The sequence below is a fragment of the Pseudomonas sp. R4-34-07 genome (genome assembly GCF_003852375.1).
In the GTDB taxonomy this organism is placed as follows: Bacteria; Pseudomonadota; Gammaproteobacteria; order Pseudomonadales; family Pseudomonadaceae; genus Aquipseudomonas.
Genome location: NZ_CP027760.1, coordinates 5,781,486 through 5,801,017 on the forward strand (window position 1 = coordinate 5,781,486; position 19,532 = coordinate 5,801,017).

At 61.9% G+C, this 19,532-nt stretch carries 14 protein-coding genes; 12 read left to right on the top strand and 2 right to left on the bottom strand.

The features are described from left to right. Together tssJ and tagH are read right to left on the bottom strand one after the other, a co-directional pair. Positions 1-510, bottom strand: a complete 510-nt coding sequence (tssJ, locus tag C4J85_RS26780; protein ID WP_124364999.1) for a type VI secretion system lipoprotein TssJ — start codon at positions 508-510, stop codon at positions 1-3. Positions 511-566: 56 nt separating this feature from the next. After that, positions 567-1,895, bottom strand: coding sequence for a type VI secretion system-associated FHA domain protein TagH (tagH, locus tag C4J85_RS26785; protein WP_124411093.1), 1,329 nt, complete (start codon positions 1,893-1,895; stop codon positions 567-569). A gap of 389 nt (positions 1,896-2,284) precedes the next feature. On the opposite strand from tagH, the gene tssA reads away from it, so the two are divergent. From tssA to C4J85_RS26845, 12 genes are all read left to right on the top strand, one after another. After that, the gene (tssA, locus tag C4J85_RS26790; RefSeq protein ID WP_124411094.1) at positions 2,285-3,304 is read left to right on the top strand and encodes a type VI secretion system protein TssA; all 1,020 of its coding nucleotides are present in this window, start codon (positions 2,285-2,287) and stop codon (positions 3,302-3,304) included. 54 nt (positions 3,305-3,358) lie between these two features. Next, positions 3,359-3,865, top strand: coding sequence for a type VI secretion system contractile sheath small subunit (gene tssB, locus C4J85_RS26795; RefSeq protein ID WP_003195557.1), 507 nt, complete (start codon positions 3,359-3,361; stop codon positions 3,863-3,865). Positions 3,866-3,867: 2 nt separating this feature from the next. Next, a complete protein-coding gene (gene tssC, locus C4J85_RS26800) occupies positions 3,868-5,364 on the top strand; it encodes a type VI secretion system contractile sheath large subunit (RefSeq protein ID WP_065953261.1) in 1,497 nt (498 codons plus the stop codon). A 148-nt stretch (positions 5,365-5,512) separates the two neighbouring features. Then, positions 5,513-6,001 carry a type VI secretion system tube protein Hcp gene (locus C4J85_RS26805; protein ID WP_124368844.1) on the top strand — a complete coding sequence of 163 codons (489 nt, stop codon included), beginning with the start codon at positions 5,513-5,515 and terminating at the stop codon, positions 5,999-6,001. 78 nt (positions 6,002-6,079) lie between these two features. Next, complete coding sequence (gene tssE / locus C4J85_RS26810) at positions 6,080-6,595, top strand: type VI secretion system baseplate subunit TssE (protein ID WP_124411095.1); 516 nt, start codon at positions 6,080-6,082, stop codon at positions 6,593-6,595. After that, a complete protein-coding gene (gene tssF / locus C4J85_RS26815) occupies positions 6,592-8,451 on the top strand; it encodes a type VI secretion system baseplate subunit TssF (RefSeq protein ID WP_124368845.1) in 1,860 nt (619 codons plus the stop codon). The genes tssE and tssF overlap by 4 nt, the downstream gene beginning before the upstream one ends. After that, a complete protein-coding gene (gene tssG / locus C4J85_RS26820) occupies positions 8,415-9,458 on the top strand; it encodes a type VI secretion system baseplate subunit TssG (RefSeq protein WP_124365004.1) in 1,044 nt (347 codons plus the stop codon). Before tssF ends, tssG begins: the two co-directional genes overlap by 37 nt. Then, positions 9,451-12,105: a type VI secretion system ATPase TssH gene (gene tssH / locus C4J85_RS26825; RefSeq protein WP_124411096.1), complete on the top strand. Its 2,655-nt coding sequence runs from the start codon at positions 9,451-9,453 to the stop codon at positions 12,103-12,105. The genes tssG and tssH overlap by 8 nt, the downstream gene beginning before the upstream one ends. 158 nt (positions 12,106-12,263) lie before the next feature. Continuing rightward, entirely contained in the window at positions 12,264-14,204 is a 1,941-nt protein-coding gene (locus tag C4J85_RS26830) for a type VI secretion system Vgr family protein (protein ID WP_124411097.1), read from the top strand. 14 nt (positions 14,205-14,218) lie between these two features. After that, positions 14,219-14,653 (top strand): DcrB-related protein, encoded by a 435-nt coding sequence (locus C4J85_RS26835; protein WP_124365007.1) that lies wholly within the window; start codon positions 14,219-14,221, stop codon positions 14,651-14,653. Between the two features lie 12 nt (positions 14,654-14,665). Continuing rightward, positions 14,666-19,051: an RHS repeat-associated core domain-containing protein gene (locus C4J85_RS26840; protein ID WP_164487874.1), complete on the top strand. Its 4,386-nt coding sequence runs from the start codon at positions 14,666-14,668 to the stop codon at positions 19,049-19,051. Beyond that, positions 19,048-19,488: a hypothetical protein gene (locus tag C4J85_RS26845; protein ID WP_124368848.1), complete on the top strand. Its 441-nt coding sequence runs from the start codon at positions 19,048-19,050 to the stop codon at positions 19,486-19,488. Before C4J85_RS26840 ends, C4J85_RS26845 begins: the two co-directional genes overlap by 4 nt. Positions 19,489-19,532: the final 44 nt, after the last annotated feature.

Consider the following 19,532-nt stretch of genomic DNA (forward strand, 5'->3'; position numbering starts at 1 on the left):
TTAGTGGGCTGGGCTGGCGGGGGTAGCCACGACGTCTGCGCGCACGGCACGCACATCGAGGCTGATCTGATATTCGGTGTATTGGCGCGGCGGCACGTTGATAACGGTGCGCCATTGCGCACGGTCCAGCTCGCGGTAGCCCACCAGCAGGCCGATCTGGCGCGTGGCCGGGTCGAGATCGCGCTGGATGCTCAGCTGTTGGCCGGGCTGGATCACCACTTCGTCCTGGTCGAGCAGGTCCAGGCCAAGGGTGGATTGCGCACGATCAGCCAGGGCGAAGTAATCGGAGCGGGCGAAGGTGGCGGCGTTTTTCAGCTCGAAAATACGCACCCGTACAGGGGCGGCCTGGCCATTGGCGCCGGGGTTGAGCCCGGCAATCGCGTGAAAATGCAATTCGACGGCAGCGGTGTCCGCTTCAGCCTCGGCAGCGGCTTCGGGTTTGGCCGCGTCCTTGGCACACGCCGCCAGCAGCAGCGCGGTGGCGGCTACGAGTAAAAACCTGGGAATCATCCTGCGTCCTCAATGACGTGTTTAGCTATCCGTTTTATCCATCAGTGCGACGCGGTTCAGCGTCGCTGTCGTGCGCTGTGTTCTTCGTAGGCCCGGCTGAATTCGCGGCCGAACAGGTCCTGGAAATCTTCCTGGGCCTCGCGGGAAATAGTGTTGTAAAGCTCGGTGAATTGCTGCCAGTACTGGGCCTGGCGCGAGCCGTTGAAAATACTCGAGAGGCCAGCGGGCTTGCCCATGCGCTCTTCCAACTGCGCCGGTTCAAAGCGCAGCAGCAGATGCTTGAGCGCGGCTTCCACGCCGGCCATCACCGCCAATTGGTGGGTGCGCAGGTCGTCGAAACTGTCACGTACCGCGACATCAGGCGCCATAAACGCCTGGTTGCCGTGACGAAGCAGCAGCAGTAACGCTTCGTCGGCATTCGGGGCGAATTTCAACGGGTTGTTTTCGGCGGGGCGGATCATGGTTTGCTGCATGCGGAATTCGCCCTTGAGGCTGGCGCGGGCACGCAATACGTCGATCAGGCCTTCGACCATCAGCCGGTAACTGCGGCCGATGCTTTCCATCTGGGCGCAGGCAGCGGCCTGGTCCAGGCGCAGCTGATCGAGGCCGGCACCGCGCAGGAAGGCTTGCAGCAGGTCGGGCTGTGGCTGGGCGTCGCCGACAGGGCGCGCAACAGGCTCAACCACGGGCGGCGGTGGCGGAATCGGCGCGGGAGCTGGCGCAGCATTGATAAGCGGCGCGGGCGCGTCGCCAAACGGGTCCCAGTCTTCGGGAATCACCGAACCTTGCACCACCGGTGTGTCGACAACCGGCACGGCGACCGGCGCCGGCGCACGGAAGTCGTGTTGTTCGGACGGCACGTGGTCCGCCACGGTGGGCGGTGGCACGGCAGCGGGGCTGAGGAAGTCGAACAGGTCCGGCAGGGTTTCCATCGACGAGGCGCCATGGAACTGCGGCGCGATCATTGGCGTCGGCGCGGGCGGGCTCGCCACTGCGCCCATCAGCGCTTCAAAGCTGTTCGGCGACTCACCGGCAAACGGCTGGCTGTCGACGGCCTGCACGTTGAAATCAATACGCGCCTGGATTTCGTAATCGCCGATCCGGATCAGCTCGCCATCCTGCAGCGGCTCGCTGTTACCCCGGCGCAAACGAATACCGGCGTTAACCAACTCCACGCCGTTGGTACTGTTATCGGTCAGGTAATAACGGCCATCTTTATATTGAATAACGCAATGTTGGGAGGAGACGAGGCGCTCGGGGTCGGGCAATACCCAGTCGTTTTCCGAACTGCGGCCGATCGCCATCGAGCCCTGGTTCATGGACTTTTCGGAGCACTGCCCAGGGGTAATCTTGTGATAACTAGTGATAGTCAAACACAGCGACATCTTGCCTCCTTGCTGATACATCGCGCGCGGTCGATCCAAGGGCTACGCTTGCCTGGATACTCCGCCAGGTCGTGGGAACGACCGTCCAAATCTGCAATTGCCAGCATGATCGCTGATCTTATCTGGCTTGCATGACAAAAATCCTCTGCGGACGCACCGTTCGACCCACCAGTCGCGCAGGTTGTTAAACACCGCACATCTGTCACAGAGGGCGAATAGCTTACCTTGACAAGGCATAAGTACTACACCAAAAATGCACAACTTCTTGAACATCAATGATGGCACGATAGTGGCACTCTGATGGTATCACCAAGAACATGCAAAGTTCACCGCGCAACTAATGCATGCATTGCCCGGCATCTAACGGGCTGATAGGGAGATCGAACTCAGTGGATGTGCCATTGTTGCTCACCGCCGTTTCCGCGTCCTCGCCCTGTGGCGAAGACATGGAATATGACGCGCAATTTCTGCAATTGGAACGTGATGCCAAGGGCCAGCCCGAGCGCAGCATGGGCGATTCGATCCTGCCCGCTGAGCCACCCGAATGGCGCAGCATCCAGCAGCAGAGTCTTGACTTGCTGCAGCGCAGCAAAGACCTGCGCATCACCCATTTCCTGCTGCAAAGCTCGCTCGCCCTGCAAGGCGTGGTCGGGCTGGCCGACGTCCTGACCCTGATCGATGCGTTATCGCGCCAATACTGGGCCGACCTGCACCCGCGCCTGGATGCCGATGACGATAACGACCCCACCGTGCGCATCAACGCGCTGTCCGGCTTGACCGGCGACACCACGATTCGTCTGCTGCGCGAGAGCATCCTCACGCGTTCGCGCACCTTTGGCCCGGTGAGCCTGCGCGCCGCGTTGAACGCCAGCGGCCTGCTGAGTTTCCCCGATGAACAACTGGGCGCCCAGCAGCTCAACGCCGCGTTCCTCGACAGCGACCCGGAGCAACTGCAGGCCACCCGCGACGCCTTGAGCGCGGCGCGTGCCGCCTGCGAAGCCATCGAACAACAGGTCAACGAGCAGGTCGGTTCCGCCCGGGGCGTGGACCTCAGCGCGTTGAAGCAGCCGCTCAAACAGGCGCTGCAACTGCTCAATCAAGCGGTGCCAGGCACCGACAGCAGCAGCGAACCCGAGGCCGTCAGTGAAGACAACGCCCCCTCGGTGGACTACGCCGCCGCCCCCGCAGCACCCCGCCCTGCCGGCGATATCGCCAGCCGCGATGAGGTGCTGCGCAGCCTCGACAAAATCCTTGCGTATTACACCCGGCACGAGCCTTCGAGCCCGCTGCCGGTGCTGTTGAACCGCGCGAAGAATCTGGTGCACGCCGATTTCGCGGCCATCGTGCGCAATCTGATTCCCGACGGCATGTCCCAATTTGAAAACCTGCGCGGCCCGGACAGCGAGTAAGCCGCCGGACCGTGCAGTAACAACACCGTCGCTCAAGCGACCAGGAGCAGCAACGTGGCGAAGCAAAGTTCTCAGAAATTCATCGCGCGCAACCGCGCGCCTCGAGTGCAGATCGAGTACGACGTCGAGCTCTACGGCGCCGAGAAAAAGGTCCAGCTGCCCTTCGTCATGGGCGTAATGGCCGACCTTGCCGGCAAGCCTGCCGAGCCGCTGGCACCCGTGGCCGACCGCAAGTTCCTTGAAGTGGACGTCGACAACTTCGACTCCCGCCTCAAGGCCATGCAGCCACGCGTGGCGTTCCACGTACCCAATGAGCTGACCGGCGAAGGCAACCTGAGCCTGGACATCACCTTCGAAAGCATGGACGACTTCAGCCCGGCCGCCGTGGCGCGCAAGGTCGATTCCTTGAACCAGCTGCTCGAAGCCCGCACCCAGCTGGCCAACCTGCTGACCTACATGGACGGCAAGACCGGCGCCGAAGAAATCATCATGAAGGCGATCAAGGACCCGGCACTGCTCCAGGCACTTGCCAGTGCGCCCAAGCCTGCAGGGGAGCAGTAAGCATGACTGACAATACCGTTCGCGAAGGCGCGTCCAACCTGGGCGCCACCGAAGAAACCAGCGAGTTCGCCTCGCTGTTGATGCAAGAATTCAAGCCCAAGACCGAGCGCGCCCGCGAAGCCGTGGAAACCGCCGTGCGCACCCTGGCCGAACAGGCTTTGGCACAAACCGACCTGGTGTCCAACGACGCGATCAAGTCGATCGAATCGATCATCGCCGCCATCGACGCCAAGCTCACCGCCCAGGTCAACCAGATCATCCACCATCAGGATTTCCAGCAGCTGGAAAGCGCCTGGCGTGGCCTGCATTACCTGGTCAACAACACCGAGAGCGATGAGCAGCTGAAGATTCGCGTGCTCAACATCTCCAAGCCGGACCTGCACAAGACCTTGAAGAAATTCAAGGGCACGGCGTGGGACCAGAGCCCGATCTTCAAGAAGATGTACGAAGAAGAGTACGGCCAGTTCGGCGGCGAACCTTACGGCTGCCTGGTAGGCGACTACTACTTCGACCAGTCGCCCCCGGACGTGGAATTGCTGGGCGAGCTGTCGAAAGTCTGCGCCGCCATGCACTCGCCGTTCATCGCTGCGGCTTCGCCCACCGTGATGGGCATGGGCTCGTGGCAGGAACTGTCGAACCCGCGCGACCTGACCAAGATCTTCACCACCCCGGAATACGCCGGCTGGCGCTCGCTGCGTGAATCGGAAGACTCACGCTACATTGGCCTGACCATGCCGCGCTTCCTCGCGCGCCTGCCGTACGGGGCCAAGACCGACCCGGTGGAAGCCTTCGCCTTCGAAGAAAACACCGACGGTGCCGACAGCTCCAAGTACACCTGGGCCAACGCCGCGTACGCGATGGCAGTGAACATCAACCGTTCGTTCAAGCACTACGGCTGGTGCTCGCGCATCCGTGGCATCGAGTCCGGCGGTGAAGTGGAAAACCTGCCGGCCCACACCTTCCCGACCGACGACGGTGGCGTGGACATGAAGTGCCCGACCGAAATCGCCATCAGCGACCGCCGTGAAGCGGAACTGGCGAAGAACGGTTTCATGCCGCTGCTGCACAAGAAAAACACCGACTTCGCCGCGTTCATCGGCGCCCAGTCGTTGCAGAAACCGGCCGAATACGATGACCCGGACGCCACCGCCAACGCCAACCTGGCCGCGCGCCTGCCGTACCTGTTCGCCACCTGCCGTTTCGCGCACTACTTGAAGTGCATCGTGCGCGACAAGGTCGGCTCCTTCAAAGAGAAGGACGAAATGCAGCGCTGGTTGCAGGACTGGATCCTCAACTACGTCGACGGTGACCCGGCGCACTCCACCGAAACCACCAAGGCCCAGCATCCCTTGGCAGCCGCCGAAGTGATCGTGGAAGAAGTGGAAGGCAACCCGGGGTACTACAACTCCAAGTTCTACCTGCGCCCGCACTACCAGCTCGAAGGGCTGACGGTATCGTTGCGTTTGGTATCGAAGCTGCCTTCGGCCAAGAGCGCTTAAGTAACTCGCTCGTTCCCACGCTCCGCGTGGGAATGCCGCCCGGGGACGCACTACGTCCCAGTAACGCAGAGCGTCACAGGATGCGTTACCACGCAGAGCGTGGGAACGATCACCAAATCAAGTGGCCTGGGCCACACAGGGAGAAAACATGGCTGTTGATATTTTCATCAAGATCGGCGACATCAAGGGCGAGTCCATGGACAAGACCCACAAGGACGAGATCGACGTGTTGAACTGGAGCTGGGGCATGGCCCAGTCCGGCAACATGCATGTGGGCGGTGGCGGCGGCGCGGGCAAGGTGAATATCCAGGACCTGTCGCTGACCAAATACGTCGACAAGGCGTCGCCGAACCTGATGATGCACTGCGCCAGCGGCAAGCACATCGACAAGGTCAAGCTGACCGTGCGCAAGGCCGGTGGCGAAAGCCAGGTCGAGTACATGGTGATCAACCTGGAAGAAGTCCTGGTGACCTCGCTGAGCACCGGCGGTTCGGGCACCGATGACCGCCTGACCGAGAACGTCACCCTGAACTTCGCCCAAGTGATGGTCGACTACCAGCCGCAGAAAGCCGACGGCACCAAAGACGGCGGCGCGATCAAGTTTGGCTGGAACATCCGTTCCAACACCAAGCGCTGATAGCCCTTGTGACCGTGGTTTCACGCCACGGTCGCAAACCTTGTGTTCCTCTCGCAACCCGTCCGTGGAGCTGCTTTGGTGGTAACTGAAATCGCTTCCCGCGACCGTCTGCAACCGTCCCTGCTGGACCGGCTGACCGACGACGACCCAACCAATCCAAGGGAAAGCGCGGACAAACGCGTGTTGTCCCTGACCCAATTGAAAGCCTCGGTATTGCGCGACCTGGCGTGGCTGCTCAACACCACGTCGTTGCTCGATGCCGATGCCACGCTGCACACCCCGGCCGGCACCTCGGTGGTCAATTATGGCCTGCCGGCGCTGGCGGGCAACAGCGTTTCCAGCGTAGACATCAAGGCCTTGGAAGCGCTGATCTACCAAGCCATCGCGACGTTCGAGCCGCGCATCCTGCGCCATACGCTGCGCGTCAAAGCCCGCGTCGGCCAGGGTGAAATGAACCACAACGCCTTGAGTTTCGAGATCGAAGGCGACCTGTGGGCCCAGCCGGTGCCGTTGCGCCTGCTGCTGCAAACCGACCTGGACCTGGAGTCCGGCCATGTGCGTGTAGTGAACGCCGACCAACGGAGGCGCCCATGAACCCGCGCCTGCTGGAGCTGTACAACCAGGAATTGCACCACGTGCGCGAAAGCGCCGCCGAGTTCGCCAAGGAATACCCGAAGATCGCCAGTCGGCTGACCCTGTCCGGTATGGACTGCGCCGACCCGTACGTCGAACGCCTGCTCGAGGGCTTTGCCTACCTCACCGCCCGCGTGCAGCTCAAGCTCGACGCCGAGTACCCGACCTTCACCCACAACCTGCTGGAAATCGCCTACCCGCATTACCTGGCGCCCACCCCGTCGATGACCGTGGTGCAACTGCAGACCGACCCCGACGAAGGCTCCCTCGCCAGCGGCTTCCCCCTGCCCCGCGACACGGTGCTTCGCGCCGCCCTGGGCCGTGAAACCCAGACCTGCTGCGAGTACCGCACCGCGCACCCGGTGACGCTGTGGCCGTTGCAGGTGAGCAATGCTGAATACTTCGGCAACCCTGCCGCCGTGCTCGGCCGCCTGGCCGCCAGCGAACCGAAAGCCAAGGCCGGCTTGCGCCTGACCCTGCGCACCGGCGCCGAGTTGCCATTCAACAGCCTCGACTTGGATAACCTGCCGCTGTACCTCAGCGGCGCCGATGAGCAGCCGTTCCGTCTCTATGAACAATTGCTGGGCAACGCCTGCGCGGTGTTCGCACGCAAGCCCGGCGGTGATTGGGTTGAGCGTTTGCCTCAGGACGCCTTGCGCTCACGGGGCTTTGACGACGCCGACGCGGCCATGCCGGTGGTGGCGCGTGCGTTCCAGGGCTATCGGTTGTTGCAGGAATATTTCGCCCTGCCCCACCGCTTCCTGTTCGTTGAATTCGCCGAACTGAGCCGTGCGGTCAAACGCTGCGACGGCCAGGAGCTGGAATTGATCGTGCTGTTCGACCGTCACGAGCCGAGCCTGGAGGGCAGCGTGGGCGCGGCGCAATTCCTACCGTTCTGCACGCCGGCGATCAACCTGTTTCCCAAACGCGTGGACCGCATCCACCTGTCCGACCGGGTCAACGAACACCATGTGATTGCTGACCGCACACGGCCGATGGATTTCGAGATTCATTCGTTGAGCGGCCTCACCGGCCATGGCACCGGGCCAGAGCAGCCGTTTTTGCCGTTTTATGCGGTGCGCGACCCCTCCCGCTACGGCCGCGACCAGGCCTATTACACCGTGCGTCGCGAACCGCGTGTGCTGTCCAGCGACCAGCGCCGCAACGGCCCGCGTTCCACCTATGTGGGCAGCGAAACCTTCGTCAGCCTGGTGGACAGCCAGCAAGCACCGTACCGCCATGACCTGCGCCAGTTGGGCGTGACCGCGCTGTGCACCAACCGCGACCTGCCGCTGTTCATGAGCGTGGGTAACGGCAAGACCGATTTCACCCTGGCCGACAGCGCCCCGGTGCTCTCGGTGCGGTGCGTCGCCGGCCCCAGCCGCCCGCGCCCCAGCCATGCCCACGATGCCAAGGCCTGGCGCCTGATCAGCCAGTTGTCGCTCAACTACCTTTCCTTAAGTGAACAGGGCCAGGGCGCCGGCGCCTTGCGTGAGCTGTTGCGCCTGTACGGCGACAGCAACGACGCCGCCCTGCAATTGCAGATCGAAGGCTTGCGCGAAGTCAGCAGCAAGGCGGTGACCCGACGCCTGCCGATGCCGGGCCCGATTGTGTTTGGCCGCGGGTTGGAGATCACCCTGGAATTCGATGAAAACGCGTTTCGCGGCACCGGTGTGTTCTTGCTCGGTGCGGTGCTGGAACGCTTCCTGGCACGCTACGTGTCGATCAACAGTTTTACCGAGACGGTGATCCGTACCACCGAACGCGGCGAGATCATGCGATGGAAAGCCAAGCCCGGACGTCGTCCGACCCTGTGAGTACCCTGGACGCGATGCACCAGGAGCCCTGGGAATACGACTTCTTCCAGGCGCTGCGGCGTATCGAGTGCGAATCGCCGGACCTGCCGCGCCTGGGCCATTCCCTGCGCCTGGCGGATGACCCGCTGCGCCTGGGCCAACGGGCCGATTGCACCTTCGCCCCGGCTACGCTGGCCTCGGTCGACCCCGGCGGTGACGGCAAGCCGGCGCGGCTGGAGCAATTCTTCTTCGGCCTCGGCGGCCCCAACGGCCCGCTGCCGCTGCATATCACCGAATACGTGCGCGAGCGCCAGCGCAACAATGCCGACAGCACCAGCAAACAGTTCCTGGATGTGTTCCACCATCGCCTGCTGACCCTGTTCTACCGGGCCTGGGCCGAGGCACGCCCGACGGTCAGCCATGACCGCCCGGACGATGACTACTGGTCCGCACGCCTCGCCGCCTTGAGTGGCCGCGGCATGCCGAGCTTGCTCAACCAGGGCTTGATCCCCGACACGGCGAAGCTGCATTACAGCGGCCACCTGTCGGCGCAGACCCGTTACCCGGATGGCTTGAAGGCCATCCTCAGCGAGTACTTCGGCTTGCCGGTGGAAATCGAAGAATACGTCGGCCAATGGCTGGAATTGCCCGAACGCAGCCGCGTCGGCGTCAGCGCCAACCGGCTCGGCGTGGATTTCTGCCTGGGCAGCCATGTGTGGGACCGCCAGCACAAATTCCGCATTCGCCTCGGGCCGCTGAAACTCGACGATTACATGGGCATGCTGCCCGGCCACCAGCCGTTCAACGAACTGGTGGCGTGGGTGGCCGAGTACCTGGGCCATGAACTGGACTGGGACTTGAACCTGGTCCTGCAACAACCCGAAGTCCCGGCGCTGCAACTCAACGGCCAGTTCCGCCTGGGCTTCAATACCTGGCTCGGCCAACCTGCGCATGACGCCAACGACCTAATCCTGGCCCGGCATTACGCCGATCACGCCACCACCTCAAGGAATCCAGAGCATGGGTGAAATCAGTCGCGCCGCACTGTTCGGCAAACTCAACAGCGTGGCCTACAAGGCCATCGAAGCCGCCACCGTGTTCTGCAAACTGCGGGGCAACCCGTATGTGGAGCTGGCCCACTGGTTTCACCAGTTGCTGCAGCTGCAGGACTCGGACCTGCACCGCATCATCCGCCAGTTCAACGTGGAGCCGGCGCGCCTGGCCCGCGACCTCACCGAAGCCCTGGACCGCCTGCCGCGCGGCTCGACCTCGATCACTGACCTGTCGTCCCATGTGGAAGAAGCGGTGGAGCGCGGTTGGGTGTATGGCAGCCTGATGTTCGGCGAAAGCCAGGTGCGCACCGGTTACCTGGTGCTGGGCATCCTGAAAACCCCGAGCCTGCGCCATGCGCTGCTGGGCTTGTCGGCCGAATTCGACAAGATCAAGCCCGAGGCCTTGAGCGAGCGGTTTGATGAATACGTCGGCGACTCGCCTGAGAATGCCCTTGGCGCCAGCGATGGTTTCAATGCCGGTGTTCCCGGCGAAGCCAGCGGCGCCATGGCCCCCAGCGCGATGGGCAAGCAGGAAGCGCTCAAGCGCTTCACCGTCGACCTGACCGAACAGGCGCGCAGCGGCAAGCTCGACCCTATCGTCGGGCGTGATGAAGAGATTCGCCAACTGGTGGATATCCTCATGCGCCGGCGCCAGAACAACCCGATCCTCACCGGTGAAGCCGGGGTGGGCAAGACGGCCGTGGTCGAAGGTTTCGCCCTGCGCATCGTCGCCGGCGATGTACCGCCGGCGCTCAAGGACGTGGAACTGCGCAGCCTCGACGTGGGCTTGCTGCAAGCCGGCGCGAGCATGAAAGGCGAGTTCGAACAGCGCCTGCGCCAAGTCATCGAAGACGTGCAGGCCTCGGCCAAGCCAATCATCCTGTTTATCGACGAGGCTCACACCCTGGTCGGTGCCGGTGGCGCTGCCGGTACTGGCGACGCGGCCAACCTGCTCAAGCCGGCCTTGGCCCGTGGCACCTTGCGTACCGTGGCCGCCACGACCTGGGCCGAGTACAAGAAGCACATCGAAAAAGACCCGGCCCTGACCCGCCGCTTCCAGGTGGTGCAAGTTGCCGAGCCGTCGGAAGACAAAGCGCTGCTGATGATGCGCGGCGTGGCCTCGACCATGGAGAAACACCATCAGGTGCAGATTCTCGATGAAGCCCTGGAAGCCTCGGTGAAGCTGTCCCACCGCTACATCCCCGCGCGCCAGTTGCCAGACAAATCCGTGAGCCTGCTGGACACCGCCTGCGCCCGCGTCGCCATCAGCCTGCACGCCGTGCCTGCCGAAGTGGACGACAGCCGCCGCCGTATCGAAGCGCTGGAAACCGAGCTGCAAATCATCGCCCGGGAACATGCGATCGGCATTGCGATTGGCGCGCGTCAAACCAACAGCGAAGCGCTGCTGACGGCCGAGCGTGAGCGCCTGGCCAGCCTGGAAAACCGTTGGGCCGACGAGAAAGCCTTGGTGGATGAGCTGCTCGCCACCCGCGCGACGCTGCGTGAAAAAATCGGCGAAGTCGACAGCGGCAACGACGAATTGCGCGCCCAACTGGTGGACCTGCAACAGCGCCTCAGCGCCCTGCAAGGCGAAACCCCGTTGATCCTGCCCACCGTGGATTACCAGGCCGTGGCCTCGGTGGTCGCGGACTGGACCGGCATTCCGGTGGGCCGCATGGCGCGCAACGAACTGGAAACCGTGCTCAACCTCGACCAGCACCTGAAGAAACGCATCATCGGCCAGGACCACGCCCTGCAGATGATCGCCAAGCGCATCCAGACCTCCCGCGCCGGCCTCGACAACCCGAGCAAGCCGATTGGCGTGTTCATGCTGGCAGGCACCTCGGGTGTGGGCAAGACCGAGACCGCCCTCGCCCTGGCCGAAGCCATGTATGGCGGCGAGCAGAACGTGATCACCATCAACATGAGCGAGTTCCAGGAAGCCCACACGGTCTCCACCCTCAAAGGTGCGCCACCGGGCTATATCGGCTATGGCGAAGGTGGCGTGCTGACTGAAGCGGTGCGGCGCAAGCCTTACAGCGTGGTGCTGCTGGACGAGGTGGAAAAAGCCCACCCGGATGTGCATGAAATCTTCTTCCAGGTGTTCGACAAGGGCGTGATGGAAGACGGCGAAGGCCGGGTGATCGACTTCAAGAACACCTTGATCCTGCTGACCACCAACGCCGGCACCGAGCTGATTTCTCGCGTCTGCAAAGACCCGGCGAACATCCCCGAGCCCGAGGAAATCGCCAAGGCCCTGCGCCAACCGCTGCTGGAGATCTTCCCGCCCGCGCTGCTCGGCCGCCTGGTAACCATTCCGTACTACCCGCTGAGCGACGAAATGCTCAAGGCGATCACCCGCCTGCAACTGAACCGCATCAAGAAGCGCGTGGAGAATACCCACAAGGTCGCCTTCGACTACGACGACGCGGTGGTCGACCTGATCGTCTCACGCTGCACCGAAACCGAAAGCGGCGGGCGCATGATCGACACCATCCTGACCAACAGCCTGCTGCCGGACATGAGCCGTGAATTCCTCACGCGCATGCTCGAAGGCAAGGCGCTGGCGGGGGTGCACATCAGCAGCCGGGATAATGAATTGCACTACGACTTCAGCGATTAACCTGACGAAATGCTGCTCAAAATGTGGGAGGGGGCTTGCTCCCGATAGCGGTGCACCAGTCACCCAATGTATCAACTGACACACTGCTATCGGGAGCAAGCCCCCTCCCACATTTGGATTCGGTTTCTTCAGTTATTAAGGCGTTTACGGGACTATCGATGCTATTCAACCAAGCCTCACGCCTGGCCAAAATCACCAGCCCTCTCGGGCCGGATGTGCTGCTGCTCAATGAAATGGGTGGCGGTGAAGAGTTAGGAAGGCTGTTCAACTATGAGTTGCAACTGACGTCCCTGGACGCCAACATCGACCTCAACCAGTTGCTGGGCAAGCCGATGAGTGTCGGCCTGCAACTGGCCGACGGTGGCGAGCGGCATTTCCACGGCATTGTCGCGCGCTGCAGCCAGAACATCGACCAGGGCCAGTTCGCCAGCTACCAGGTGACGCTGCGCCCCTGGCTGTGGCTGCTCAGCCGCACCTCCGACTGCCGGATTTTCCAGAACCTGAGCATCCCGCAGATCATCAAGCAGGTGTTCCGCGACCTGGGTTTTTCCGACTTCGAAGATGCCCTGAGCAGGCCGTATCGCGAGTGGGAATACTGCGTGCAGTACCGCGAGACCAGCTTCGATTTCGTCAGCCGCCTGATGGAACAGGAAGGCATCTACTACTTCTTCCGCCATGAGCAGGACCGTCACGTACTGGTGCTGGCCGACGCCTACGGCGCCCACACCACGGTGCCCGGCTACGCGTCGATCCCGTATTACCCCAAGGACGAGCAGCAGCGCGAACGCGACCATATGCATAACTGGCACCTGGCGCAGGAGGTGCAGCCGGGGTCGCTGGAGCTCAACGACTACGATTTCCAGCGCCCCAGCGCCAGCATCGACGTGCGCTCGGCCATGCCGCGCCCGCACACCGCCGGCGACTACCCGCTGTATGACTATCCCGGCACCTACGTGCAAAGCGCCGACGGCGAACACTACGCGCGCACCCGCATTGAAGCCCTGCAAACCCTGCATGAACAGATCGAGTTCGCCGGCAATGCCCGTGGCCTGGGTTCGGGCCACCTGTTCAGCCTCACCGGCTTCAGCCGCCAGGACCAGAACCGCGAATACCTGATCGTCGGCTGTCGCTACTACATCGTGCAGGAAAGCCTGGAAAGCGGTGGCGGCGCAGGCGGCGCGCAGTTCGAAAGCAGCCTCACCTGCATCGACGCCCAGCAGAGCTTCCGCCCGCTGGCCAGCACCCACCGCCCCGTCGTCAAAGGCCCGCAGACCGCGCTGGTAGTGGGCCCCAAGGGCGAAGAAATCTGGACCGACCAATACGGCCGCGTGAAGGTGCACTTCTACTGGGACCGCCACGACCAGTCCAACGAGAACAGCTCGTGCTGGATCCGCGTGTCGCAATCCTGGGCCGGCAAGAACTGGGGCTCGATGCAGATCCCACGGATCGGCCAGGAAGTGATCGTCAGCTTCCTCGAAGGCGACCCGGACCGACCGATCATCACCGGGCGGGTATACAACGCTGAGCAAACCGTACCTTACGACCTGCCGGAGAACGCGACCCAGAGCGGCATGAAAAGCCGCTCCAGCAAAGGCGGCACGCCGGCCAACTTCAATGAAATCCGCATGGAGGACAAGAAGGGATTGGAGCAGTTGTACATCCATGCCGAGCGTAACCAGGACATCGTGGTGGAGGTGGATGAGAGCCATTCGGTGGGGCATGACCGTAACAAGAGTATTGGGCATAACGAGACGGTGACCATCGGCAATAATCGCCTGCGCATCGTCAAGCAGGAGGACATTCTCTCGGTGGGCCAGCGCAAGACCGACAGCATCAGCCAGAGCTACGTGATCGAAGTGGGCGAAAATCTGCGCCTGGTCTGTGGCGAAAGCATCCTCGAGCTCAACGCCAGCGGGCAGATCAACCTGACCGGTGTGCAAATCAGCTTCTACGCCAGCGGTGATGCCGAGTTCAACACCGGCGGCGTCCTGCACCTGAACAACGGTGGCGGCGCGGGCGCCACGCCTGATGGCCAGGGCGTGAAAGCCAGCATCGACGCCAATATCAAAGCCGCGTTCCCCACGCCTAAAAGCTCCTGACGAGACCTGTTTTTATGACGTACCGAATCAATGAATTCCAGTTCCAGTTGCCTGCCGGCGAACTGCAGGACGCGACGATCAACATCCTCAAGTTTCCCGAGCTGGGCACGTCCCTGATCGTCAGCCGTAGCTTGCTCGCCGAAGGCGAAACCCTGCACAGCAACTTCAACGACCAGCTCCAGCGCCTGGAAAAACAGGTGCAGGAGTTGCGCTATCAACCCGGCGTCGATGTGCGTTTGGGGGCGAATCAAGAGGTGGAAGGCATCGAGCTGCGCAGCCAGTTCAACAAGGGTAATGACAAGGTCTTCCAGTTTCAGTTGGCGCTGGTGATTCCCGGCACGCGCAAGATGCTTGCCTTGAGTTACGTGAAGGCGGACGCGCTGGGTGATGCCGAGGCGGCGCATTGGGCATTGATCAAAAATTCGCTGTCATTTGACGCTGTGTCCTGATGAGCAGCCTGCATGTCTGACGCGTTATGGGCAGCCCGAATGGGCGATGCGCTGGCCCACACCTCGATGATGGCCGACATCCTCGGCGGGGTGCTGGAGGTGGCGGCGAACATCGCGATCACCGCCGTGGCCACCTTTGCCGTGGTCGCAGCTACCGGCATTACCGTCGCTACCGGCGGGCTGGGATGCATCCTGCTGGGCGCGGTGGTGGGCACGATCGTCGGCCTTCTCATGAGCAAGAGCGGGGCGGATAAAGGGCTGACCAAATTATGCGATGCCTTCAGCAACGCCCTGTTCCCCCCCACGGTGCAGGCAAACATTCTCACCGGCTCCACCGACACGCTCACCAATAACATTCCCGCCGCCCGCGCCGCCGGGGCGATCAGTTCCCATGTCGCGCCGGCCGGTACAGAGCTGGAGGAACCCGAGCCAGCACCCGAAGCCAGCTACCTGGACATGGCCGAGAGTTTCTTCTCGCAGATGTGGCGCCCGACCGTCGCCTCCCCAGCGCCCGGCGCCGTGCCCAAGCCATTGGACCTGGTCGTGTGCATGAAGCACCCGCCGATGCCGCCGCAGTTTCTGGCCGAGGGCTCGGACAAAGTCACGATCAACGGCCAGCCGGCGGTGCGCAGCGGTGATCGCAGCACCTGCGATGCGACCGTGGTGTCATCCGGGTTGATTTCCTCCAACGTGACCATCGGCGGCGGTTCAGTGGTGGTGCGCGAGATTCGCAGCGGCAAGACGCCAGGCGTGGGGCTGGCGGTCACAGCGCTATTGATGCTCAAGGGCGGCAAAGGCAAGTTCTTCAGCAAGCTGCCGTGCATGCTGATCGGCGGTGCCACCTCGATGGCCGTCAGCAGTGCGATGGGTGCGTTGGCCAATGCGGCGACGGGCTCATCGAATCCGGTGCATGCGGCGACGGGTGCGAAAGTGCTGGGTGATGTCGACGAGCTGGACTTCGTACTGCCCGGCATCTTGCCGATTGACTGGCAACGCTTCTACAACAGCCGTGACGAGCGGACCGGTAGCCTGTTTGGTGTGGGCTGGAGCGTGCCGTATGAGGTGTGCGTCGAGGTCCGTGCTCATCCCGAAGGCGGCGAAACACTGGTGTACACCGACGAGCAGGGACGCCCCATCGACATGGGTTCCATTCCCTTGGGTGGCGCAGTGTTCAGCGCCGGTGAAGGGCTTGCGGTGCGCAGACACCTCAACGGGCAGTTGTTGATCGAAAGTGATGACGGCCTGTACCGCTTGTTTGAACCCACGCCGACCCATGCTGCGCGGTTGCGCCTGGTTCAGCTGGGTGATCGCAATGACAACCGCATTTATGTCGACTATGACGCAGCCGGACGCCTGCTGCGCCTGCGCGATACGTTTGACCTGGTGCAGGTTGAGCTGGTTCGCGAGCTCGACTGCGTTACCCGGATCGAACGCCTGTACCCCGATCAACGTCGCGAAGTGCTGGTCAGCTATGGCTATGACGTGGTCGGTCAGTTGGCTGAGGTTCGCGATGCAACCGAGCAGGTACAACGGCGCTTCGCCTACGATGCCGGACGCCGGATGGTGGAGCACCAGTTGTCCACCGGGTTGCGCTGCTTCTATGAGTGGGCCTTGGTTGAAGGCCTGGAATGGCGAGTCGTTCGACACTGGACCGATGAGGGCGACGCTTACCAGTTCGACTATGACTTGCAGGCTGGCCTCACCCGCATCACCGATGGCTTGCAGCGCGTCAGCACGCGCCTGTGGAACACTCAGCACCAGATCATTCGATACAGCGACAACCTCGGCCAGACCTGGCTGTTCGATTGGAACGACGAACGCCAACTGCTCAGCGCCACTGACCCGTTGGGGGGCCGCTACGAATACAGCTACGACGACGCCGGCAACCTTATCGGTGAAACCGACCCGCTGGGCCGCAGCGACTCCACCTTGTGGCTGGAGCATTGGGCGCTGCCGCTGGTGGAAACCGATGCCGCCGGCAACAGTTGGCAGTATCGCTATGACCAACGCGGCAACTGTATCGCCGAAACCGACCCGCTGGGCTACGTCACGCGTTACCGCTATGACGCCCACGGCCAGGTCGTCGACATCATCGACGCTACCGGCAAGCGCAAAAAGCTGCGCTGGAGCCCGTTCGGGCAATTGGTCGAGCATGTCGATTGCTCGGGTTACCCAACGCGGTTCAGCTACGACGAGCGCGGCTATCTGCAGGTCATCACCGATGCCCTCGGCGAGCGCACGCAGTTCAGCTATGACGCCCAGGGCCGTTTGCTCAGCAGCCAACTGCCGGACGGACGCACCGAACAGTTCCAGCGTGATGCCAGCGGGCAGTTGGTGGGCTATACCGATCCCGCCGGGCATACCACGCTTTATCAACACAACCGGCGTGGCCAGGTACGCCAGCGCATTGACGCCCATGGCCGGCAGGTGCAATTTGGCTATGACAGCTACGGGCGTTTGCAAGCGCTGGTCAATGAGAACGGTGAAAGCTATCGATTTGCGTGGGATGCCGGCGATCGGCTGGCTGAACAGCAAGACCTCGACGGCAGCGCCAAACGCTATGCCTACGACCCGCTCGACAATGTCACTGCGGTGACGGCCATGCCTGCGCCGTTTGGCAATGGACTGGCGATTGTTCCTGAAACGCCACCCGCCCCCATCGTTCATCGGCTGGAGCGCGATGCGGTCGGCCGACTGGTTGCTAAAACCACCGACGATGGTCGTACCGACTACAGCTACGATGAAGTGGATCAACTGACGGCCGTCACCTTCACCGACCTGCAAGGCAATGCCCAGGCCCTGGGGTTCAGTTACGATCCGCTCGGCCAGTTGCTTGCCGAACAGAGCTCGGCAGGCAGCCTGCAACACCACTACGACGAACTCGGCAACCTGATCCAGACCCAACTGCCGGACGGCCGTTGGCTCAATCGCCTGTATTACGGCAGCGGCCACCTGCACCAGATCAACCTCGACGGCCAGGTCATCAGCGACTTCGAACGCGACCGCCTGCACCGCGAAGTGCTGCGCACCCAGGGCCAGCTCAGCACCCGCAGCGAATACGACCGCAGCGGCCGCCTGCGCGCACGCCAACGCCGCCTTGCCAGCCAACCCTCACTGATGCCGGCAGCGGCGCAAAAGCACTTCGAGTACGACCCCACCGACAACCTGATCGGCAAACTCGACCAGCAACCCGCCGCACAACACCGCCAGCTGCTGCACTACGACGCCACCGGCCGCATCATCGCCAGCCAGGACAGCCTCCATGGCCAGCGCGAGACCTTCGCCTATGACGCCGCCGCCAACCTGCTCGACGGCCCGCAGGCCGGTGCGGGGCTCGTGGTGCATAACAAGCTGCTGACCTATCAGGACAAGCGTTACCGCTATGACGCGTTTGGGCGGATGATCGAGAAACGCAGTGCCAAGCGCGGCGTGCAGCGCTTTGCGTATGACGCTGAAAGCCGATTGGTTGAAGTGCGTAATGACAATGGCAGCATCGTCAGGATGACGTATGACCCGCTGGGCCGACGCATCGAGAAGACCGAGCACGGCAGCGATGGGTATCCGCTGGGGGAGACGCGGTTTACCTGGGATGGTTTGCGGTTGCTGCAGGAGAATAAGCACAGTCAGACGAGTCTTTATGTTTATCAGGACGAAGGCTACGAGCCCCTGGCCCGCGTCGACGGAAGCGGGCCGCTGCAGAAAATTCGCTATTACCACAACGACCTGAACGGCCTGCCGGAACAGCTCACCGAGGCCGACGGACACAACGTCTGGCAGGCGACCTATCGGGTGTGGGGCAATACGCTGGAAGAGGTGCGCGAGCCTTATTACATTGAAGAGCAGAATGTGCGGTTTCAGGGACAGTACCTTGACCGGGAGACAGGGCTGCATTTCAATACGTTCAGGTTTTATGATCCGGATGTGGGGCGGTTTACGACGCCGGATCCGATTGGGTTATTAGGCGGCATAAACCTTTATCAATATTCACCGAATCCCATTACGTGGATGGATCCACTGGGGTGGGCACCGGCAAAACCGGGTGACATTATTGATTATGGAAAAAGCGCTCCGGGCTTCGAAAAGCATCATGGGATACTCGATGCTTGGTCCAAGCACAATATAAAGGATTACGTATCTCGAAACGGCCAGACGCCGACCGTAGTGATGACGGTAGATCAACACAACGCGACCAAAGACGTCGCTAAAGACTGGGTTGAGAAGAAAACCGGGAAGCGCGGTTTTAAAGGTTTCGATTGGAAGAAGGTATCGAAATTCGAAATACTCCGACTGTCCAACAAAATGTTTGCAGCCGCCGAAGCCAAAGGCTTCCCAAAGGCCTCACGCCGTTTGTACAACAAGGCAATGAAAAATTACCTGCGTAAAGGATGCGGAAGATGAGTCTGATAAATATCGTTGATTTAATAGAAAAGTCTGACTGCCGGAAGACTCCCTCCACGGGGCTGCCAAGCCAACCTGTTCCCGATGACTTAGCTGATTTTTATCAGCATTACAGCAGCGTAGTTTTCTATCCACAGGCACGTTACAGCTTCATAATTCAGCCACCACCGCTTGAACGTTCCGACCTTGTCGTAATGAACGAGGATCTGGAAGATCCGGACTCAGCAAACTGGTACGTGCTGGTTAAATGCGAAGATCAGGTGATTTCAATAGACCTGACGCCAGGTCCCCATTTTGGTTATTGCTACGACTCGTTCTGGGACAATTATCCGACAGCCGACGCAAGCACACTGATCGCAAAATCTTTCACCGAACTGGTCGAGAGAATCATTAAGTCCGGTGGTAAAAACCTGTTCTGGATACCAGGCCATACTTGAGTCCAAGCAATACCTGCTTTATGACCAACTTGATCCTGATCCAA